Origin of the sequence: Streptomyces alkaliterrae (assembly GCF_007097205.2) — a bacterium.
GTDB classification, from domain to species: domain Bacteria; phylum Actinomycetota; class Actinomycetes; order Streptomycetales; family Streptomycetaceae; genus Streptomyces; species Streptomyces alkaliterrae.
The window spans coordinates 1-2,737 of record NZ_VJYK02000471.1 but is presented as its reverse complement, the minus strand read 5'-3'; the positions used below and the strand labels follow the sequence as shown (position 1 = coordinate 2,737).

General features: G+C 67.4%; 1 protein-coding gene. It reads left to right on the top strand.

Annotated elements, in window-relative coordinates:
* Positions 1 to 128 precede the first annotated feature (128 nt).
* Positions 129 to 2,435: a (Fe-S)-binding protein gene (locus FNX44_RS25725; RefSeq protein WP_143651377.1), complete on the top strand. Its 2,307-nt coding sequence runs from the start codon at positions 129 to 131 to the stop codon at positions 2,433 to 2,435.
* Positions 2,436 to 2,737 lie beyond the last annotated feature (302 nt).

Sequence of the window (2,737 nt, the reverse complement as noted above, 5' to 3'; positions counted from 1 at the left end):
AGATGTAAATAGTATACGGCCGATGTACAGCGCGGGGTGGATAGTGGGTAGTCTCGGAAGACCACACAAGTTACTTGCTAGTACGCCGCGGGTACGCGGCCCGCCCCCCGCTGGTCCGAGGAGCCGAAATGCAACTCGTCGCGATCGTCGTCACGCTGACCCTCAGCGTGGTCGGCGTAGCGCTGCTCGCACGCGCTGTCGCTGAGATCTGGCGCTTTGTGAAGCTTGGCCAGCCGATCCCGGCCGGCACCCGCACCAACGACTGGAAGCTGCGCACGGCGACGCTCATCCGTGAGTTCCTGGGTCACACCCGGATGAACCGGTGGGCCGTCGTCGGAGTCGCCCACTGGTTCGTCGCGATCGGCTTCCTGACGCTGCCGCCGACCCTGGTGAACGCGTACGGCCAGCTGTTCGAGGCCGACTGGATGCTGCCCGTCCTCGGCGGCTTCCTGCCGTACGAGATGTACATCGAGTTCATCGGCTTCATGACCACCGCCGGCATCGCGACGCTGATGGTCATCCGGCTGCTGAACCTGCCCTCCCGGGCCGGCCGCAAGTCCCGCTTCGCCGGTTCCAAGGCGTGGCAGGCGTACTTCGTCGAGTACGTGATCTTCACGATCGGCCTCGCGATCCTGATGCTGCGCGGCCTCGAGGGCGCGCTGCACCACGTGGACTCCTACGAGCCCGCGTACTTCATCTCCTACCCGCTGGTCGCGTTCTTCAGCGGAATGAGTCTGACCACCCTCCAGAACCTCGTCTACTTCTGGGCCATGGTGAAGATCGGCACGACCATGATCTGGATGATCACGGTCAGCCTGAACACCAACATGGGTGTGGCCTGGCACCGCTTCCTGGCCTTCCCGAACATCTGGTTCAAGCGCGAGGCCAAGGGCGGCACCGCCCTCGGCGCCCTCCAGCCCATGACCAGCGGCGGCAAGCCGATCGACTTCGAGTCCGCCTTCGACGAGGACAACGCGGAGGAGACCACCTTCGGCGTCTCCCAGGTCGAGCACTTCTCCTGGAAGGGCATCCTCGACTTCGCGACCTGCACCGAGTGCGGCCGCTGCCAGTCCCAGTGCCCCGCGTGGAACACCGGCAAGCCCCTCTCGCCGAAGCTGCTGATCATGTCGCTGCGCGACCACGCGCACGCCAAGGCGCCCTACCTCCTCGCCGGCGGCGGCAAGACCATGGAGGGCGAGGAGAAGGCCACCGCCGAGCAGCTCAAGGACGTGCCCGCCAGCGCGCTGGCCGAGGCGGAGCGCCCCCTGATCGGCACCCTCGAAGAGAACGGCGTCATCGACCCCGACGTCCTGTGGTCCTGCACCACCTGCGGCGCCTGCGTCGAACAGTGCCCCGTCGACATCGAGCACGTCGACCACATCGTCGACATGCGCCGCTACCAGGTCATGATCGAGTCCGCGTTCCCGTCCGAGGCGGGCACCATGCTCAAGAACCTGGAGAAGAAGGGCAACCCCTGGGGCCTGGCCAAGAAGCAGCGCCTGGAATGGACCAAGGAGCTCAAGGCCGAGAAGGGCATCGACGTCCCCGTCGTCGGCAAGACCGTCGAAGACCTCACCGACGTCGACTACCTCTACTGGGTCGGCTGCGCCGGCGCCCTGGAGGACCGCGCCAAGAAGACCACCAAGGCCTTCGCCGAACTCCTCCACATCGCCGGCGTCAGGTACGCCATCATGGGCGGCGACGAGAAGTGCACCGGCGACTCCGCCCGCCGCCTGGGCAACGAGTTCCTCTTCCAGCAGCTCGGTGAGGAGAACGTGGCGACGCTGAACGCCGCGTTCGGTGAGGACGACGAGGACCCGGCGACGAAGAAGCCGAAGTCCGCGAAGAAGATCGTCTCCACCTGCCCGCACTGCTTCAACACCATCGCCAACGAGTACCCGCAGCTGGGCGGCGAGTACGAGGTCATCCACCACACCCAGCTGCTCCAGCACCTCATCGACGAGGGCCGGCTCATCCCGGTCAACCCCGTCGAGGGCCTGATCACCTACCACGACCCCTGCTACCTCGGCCGCCACAACCAGGTCTACACCCCGCCGCGCGAGATCATCGGCAAGGTGCCCGGCCTGCGGAACGAGGAGATGCACCGCCACAAGGAACGCGGCTTCTGCTGCGGCGCCGGCGGCGCCCGGATGTGGATGGAAGAGCGCATCGGCAAGCGCGTCAACAACGAACGCGTCGACGAAGCCCTCGCCCTCGACCCGGACATCGTCTCCACCGCCTGCCCGTTCTGCCTCGTCATGCTCGCCGACTCCGTCAACGGCAAGAAGAACGACGGCCAGGCCAAGGAGTCCATCCAGGTCGTCGACGTCGCCCAACTCCTCCTCGACTCCGTCAAGGCGGAGGACGGCGGACCGGACGACGGCGACGCGGACGCCGAGGCGGAGGGCGCGCCCGAGCCCCAGCCCGCAGGCTGAGCCGAGCACAGCACACCGCAACGAGCGCCGAGTGGTCGGCCCGGATCCTCCCGGGTCGGCCACTCGGCGTCGGTGCGGACGGGCCGGGGACGCGGGCCGGGGGCGCGTCGGTGGTCGCGGGGGCGCGCCGGAGCACGCGCCGGGGCAACAACAAAAGCCGAACCGCGCACTTCGCGTCGTACTGTGTTCAGTTTCGGTCGATTACGGCGGCAATCAAGACGTAGAGCGCTCGGCCCTGTCGACCCGTCGGCCTGCGCCTTAGCCTCGGGCCTATGCCTGTGGACCAGGCGGCCCGCCCGCAC